This is a genomic window from Methylibium sp., assembly GCF_013817365.1.
Taxonomy (GTDB): domain Bacteria; phylum Pseudomonadota; class Gammaproteobacteria; order Burkholderiales; family Burkholderiaceae_C; genus Methylibium.
This window is the reverse complement of the sequence record NZ_JACDCU010000355.1, coordinates 1-4,321: the sequence shown is the minus strand read 5'-3', so window position 1 is coordinate 4,321 and position 4,321 is coordinate 1. Positions and strand designations below refer to the sequence as shown.

The following is a 4,321-nucleotide window of genomic DNA, read 5'->3' as shown; positions in this document are numbered from 1 at the left end:
GCAGGCCGCAGAAAAGCTCGACGCTTTCGAGGTGCGCGCCCTGGCCGACACGGCCGTGCAGCAGTGCTGGCGCGTATCGCCCGGGCCCGACTTCATGCTGGTCGTGGCGGTGCGCGACATGGCGGCGTACCAGGCCCTGACGGCGCGGCTGTTGTCCTCGGATGCCAATGTCCGGAACGTGCGGGCCTTTTTCGCGATCAAGCGAGCCCGCTTCGGCAGCGAGTTGCCGCTGCCGGTTCAAGGCGGCGAGGAGGCCGAATAGGCCACAGGCGATGGCGTGCCCGACGTGGCCGGCAAAAAGGATGTCAGCGGCGGCAAGGGGCCCAAGCGGCGAAAAGGGTCGTCGTCGTTTCGTAAATAGCCCATTGCGCCGCCGACCAGCAGCACCAGCGTGGCGCCGAAGGCGAGCCACAGAGCCGCACGCTGACCCCGCGTGAGGTGCATGCGCAGGGCCTCGCCCAGGGGCAGACCGTCATGGCGCAGGCTGGACACCACCAGCTCCATGCGCACGCCCAGGCCGAGCCGGAACTCGCCGCTCGGTTCGCGCCAGCCGAGGCGGACTTCCTCCTCGCGAATCCACTGGTCATGGGCCGCGCGGCGGGCCGGGTCGCTCAACACGTCATGCGCCTTGTTCAGCGCCGCCAGCACGATCTGGTGGCGCAGGCTGCCCTGGTGGCGGTCCGGGTGGTACTTCTGCACCAGGGCCTTGTAGGCGGTGCGCACCACCTCCGGCGGCGCATCGTGCGCCACCTTCAGGCGGGCGTAGTACGTGGCGACCTTGGGCCGGTTCATGGCGCGTCGATGCTAGCGCTGCCGCCGAATTCGGCCCGCGCCGCGGAGGCGGCGTGCGTGCAATTCGCCCGATAGGCCGCGCGGCACACGGTGTCAGCGCTTCTTCTCGGGCCGTTGCCAGCCCGCCAAGCTGGTCTGCCGGGCGCGGGCCACGGTGAGCTGGCCGGGCGGCGCGTCCTTGCCGAGCGTGCTGCCGGCACCGATGGTCGCACCCGCACCGACCGTCAGCGGCGCGACGAGCACGCAGTTGCTGCCCACGTGCACGTCGTCGCCGATCACCGTGCGGTGCTTGTTGGCGCCGTCGTAGTTGGCGGTGATGCTGCCGGCGCCGTAGTTCACCCGCTCACCGACGGTGGCGTCGCCCAGGTAGGCCAGGTGGTTGGCCTTGGCGCCGCGGGCAAGTTGCGCGTTCTTCACCTCCACGAAGTTGCCGATGTGCACCTCGGGGCCGAGATCGGCACCGGGCCGCAGCCGGGCGAAGGGACCGACCAGCGCAGCTTCGCCAACGCGAACGCCCAGCGCTTCCCCGTCGATGTGAACAAAGGGGTGAAGCACCGCGCCCGCCGCGATGCGCGCGTTGCGAACCACGCAGTTCGCGCCGATGCGCACGCCGTCGCCGAGGTGCACGCTCCCCTCGAACACGCAGTTCACGTCGATATCCACGTCGCTGCCGCAGACGAGTTCGCCGCGCACATCGAACCTCGCCGGGTCCGCCAGGCGCACGCCGGCTTCCATGAGCGCCTCGGCGCGGGCGCGCTGGAAGCGCCGCTCCAGATCGGCGAGCTGCAGCGGGCTGTTGACGCCGAGCACCTCGGTTTCGCTCGCCGGCTGCGCAGCGACCACCGGCACGCCGTCGGCGACGGCCATCGCGACGATGTCAGTCAGGTAGTACTCGCCCTGGGCGTTGTCCTTGTTCAGCGCGGCGAGCCAGCGCTTGAGCGCGGCCGTGGGCACGGCCATCATGCCGGTGTAGACCTCGCGGATCGCGCGTTGCGCCGGCGTGGCGTCCTTGTGCTCGACGATCGCCCGCACAGCGGCACCGGTCGTGCCGCTCTGGCCAGGCGTGCCGCCCTCGCGCACGATGCGGCCGTAGCCAGTGGCATCCGGCAGTTCGATCGTGAGCAGCGCCAAGCGGCGACCGTTGCAAGCCTCGATCAGCGCGCGAGCGGTGGCGGCCTCGATGAGCGGCACGTCGCCATTGAGGATCAGCGTCGTGGCCTCGGGGGCGTCGTGCAGCACCGGCACCGCCTGCTGCACCGCATGGCCGGTGCCGAGCTGCGGCTCCTGGCGCACGAAGGCGAGCGGTGCCGAAGGAAAGGCCGCGCGCATCGCCGCCTCGACCTCGGCGGCGCCATGGCCCGTGACCGTGATCAAGCTTTCTGCTCCCAGCCCCGTGGCCATCGCCAACACATGCTGCAATAGGGGCCGCCCGGCCAAGGTGTGCAACACCTTCGGCCGGTTCGACTTCATACGGGTGCCCTTGCCGGCGGCCATGATCACGATGTCCAGCATGCTCGAACTCGGCAGGTTGAAAAGGTGGCGAATTATCGCGGCCGCCCTTGCGGTGATCTCGATGGCGGGTTGCAGCACGCTGCGGCTGGCCTACAACCAGGCCGATACGCTGATGTACTGGTGGCTCGACGGCTATGTCGAGTTCGCGCCGACGCAGGCGCCGCGAGTGCGCGACGCCATCGCCGGCTGGTTCGAGTGGAACCGCCGCAGCGAGTTGCCCGACTACGCCGCGCTGCTGGACAGTGCCGCCGGGGAAATTCTCAACGACACCACGTCGGCCCGCGTGTGCGAGCGGGTGCAGGAGATCCGCGTTCGGCTCGACCGCGCCGTTCAGCACGCGCTGCCGGGGGCCGCGGTGCTGGCGGTCGGCTTCGACGCGGCGCAGCTCGACCGGCTGGAGGCCAAGCAGGCCGAAGCCGCCGCGGAGTTGCGCGAGGAGTACCTCTCGCCCGAGCCCGCTGAACGACGGGTGGCTGCAGTCAAGCGGCTGCGCGAGCGCACTGAGCAGCTCTACGGCAAGCTCGACGGGAAGCAGCGCGAGAGGCTCGAGCGAGGCGTTGCGCAATCGTCTTTCGATACAGAGCGCTGGCTGACCGAACGCGAGCGCCGCCAGCGCGATCTTGCACAGGCCTTGCGGGCCATGCAAGGCGGCGCACCCACTGCCGACGGCGTTGCGCCCGGCACCCAGCCTCTGCAAGCGATGTGGCAAAGGGTCAAGCGATCCCCCGACGCGGACTACCGGCGCTATCAGGACGAGCTCATGTCCTACAACTGCGCGCTGGCGGCCGACTTCCACAACGGCACCACCGCCGAGCAGCGCCAGGCAGCGCAGCGCCAGCTCAGGGCCTGGCGGGCCGACCTCCTGCAACTCGCTTCGCCCGGCTGAGGCTCACCGACGCGCCCTTCGATCAGCCCGGCGGCAAGGTCATCGTCACCGTGCGCGGGCTGATCGCCGGCGTCGGAAAGTCCTTCATCGACGCCTCGAAGAGCAAGGGCAGCAGCACCGGCGACGACCAGCGGCCGACCACGGTGGCGCGGGTCTCGTAGACGATCCGCTGGCTGCGACGGTCGCGCATCAGGACCGCGCTTTCGCGCTGGATATCGGGAAAATCGTTGTAGTAAAAGCCACGCCCGAAGCCCGGACCGTAGATGAACGGGTGATAACCCCGGTAGAACCACCAGTCGTGCCGCCAGTGCAGGGAGTGGGCGAAGGGGTCACGGCTGGCCACCTCGAAAGCACGCGCGCCCACCTGGATCAGCACGTCGGCCTCCTCGATCGGCGCGCGCACGAAACCGGCACCCTCGATGGCCGGCAGTGCCGCGGCCTCGATGCGGTCCTGCTCTGCCGGACTGGCCTGCTGCGACGGCAGCCGCTCGATCGCGTAGGTGCCGGGCTTGCGCCCGGCGGGCCAGTCGCCTTGGCTGGACACATCGACCGCCACCGTGCTGATGCCGGCGCACCCACCGAGCATCAGGGCGGTAGCGAGAACGGCAAAGAGACTGCGTCGTTTCATGTCGAAAGCGTTTCTCGCGGTTCGGTGGAGTTCACTCAATGCTGTGCCAGCGTATCGCCGTGGCCTCGGATGGTGCCGGCGCGCAGCCCTCGTCGTCTTCGTCGATGCCTTGTCGCCGGTGGCATCGGGCCGGCCTGTCGCTTGGAGGCCCTGGAACGGGTAGAGGTTCCGGTCCTGCAAATGCGAGGGCACCACGTTGGCCATTGCGGTGGCCATGTTCTCGACACGGCCCGGGAACTGGCGCTGCCAGTCACGCAGCATCTGGCCGATCTGTTTGCGCTGAAGGTTTTCCTGGTTGCCGCACAGCGTGCAGGGAATGATCGGAAAGGCGCGGTGCGCGGCCCACGCGGCGAGGTCGTGCTCGGGCACGCAGGCCAGCGGGCGGATCACCACGTGCTTGCCGTCGTCGCTCACCAGCTTGGGCGGCATGCCCTTGAGCTTGGCGCCGAAGAACATGTTGAGGAAGAAGGTCTGCAGCATGTCGTCGCGGTGGTGGCCGAGCG

At 69.4% G+C, this 4,321-nt stretch carries 5 protein-coding genes and 1 pseudogene; 2 read left to right on the top strand and 4 right to left on the bottom strand.

Annotation, left to right across the window (positions count from 1 at the left end; all coding sequences use genetic code 11):
• On the top strand, window positions 1-262 hold a 262-nt coding region (locus tag H0W38_RS17510), incomplete at its 5' end, for an Lrp/AsnC ligand binding domain-containing protein (RefSeq protein ID WP_292456444.1).
• Here the strand turns inward: H0W38_RS17510 and H0W38_RS17505 are convergent.
• Both H0W38_RS17505 and glmU read right to left on the bottom strand, forming a co-directional pair.
• A complete protein-coding gene (locus H0W38_RS17505) occupies window positions 238-792 on the bottom strand; it encodes a J domain-containing protein (RefSeq protein ID WP_292456441.1) in 555 nt (184 codons plus the stop codon). The two genes, H0W38_RS17510 and H0W38_RS17505, sit on opposite strands and share 25 nt — an antisense overlap.
• 93 nt (window positions 793-885) lie before the next feature.
• On the bottom strand, window positions 886-2,304 hold the full coding sequence (glmU, locus tag H0W38_RS17500) for a bifunctional UDP-N-acetylglucosamine diphosphorylase/glucosamine-1-phosphate N-acetyltransferase GlmU (protein WP_292456439.1): 1,419 nt from the start codon (window positions 2,302-2,304) through the stop codon (window positions 886-888).
• On the opposite strand from glmU, the gene H0W38_RS17495 reads away from it, so the two are divergent.
• Window positions 2,285-3,190, top strand: coding sequence for a DUF6279 family lipoprotein (locus tag H0W38_RS17495; RefSeq protein ID WP_292456436.1), 906 nt, complete (start codon window positions 2,285-2,287; stop codon window positions 3,188-3,190). The two genes, glmU and H0W38_RS17495, sit on opposite strands and share 20 nt — an antisense overlap.
• Before the next feature lie 22 nt (window positions 3,191-3,212).
• Here the strand turns inward: H0W38_RS17495 and H0W38_RS17490 are convergent, their stop codons facing one another.
• Together H0W38_RS17490 and H0W38_RS17485 are read right to left on the bottom strand one after the other, a co-directional pair.
• Window positions 3,213-3,776: a DUF4136 domain-containing protein gene (locus H0W38_RS17490; protein WP_292456446.1), complete on the bottom strand. Its 564-nt coding sequence runs from the start codon at window positions 3,774-3,776 to the stop codon at window positions 3,213-3,215.
• A 73-nt stretch (window positions 3,777-3,849) separates the two neighbouring features.
• A pseudogene (locus tag H0W38_RS17485) lies at window positions 3,850-4,321 on the bottom strand (tRNA 2-thiocytidine(32) synthetase TtcA); the annotation flags it as partial.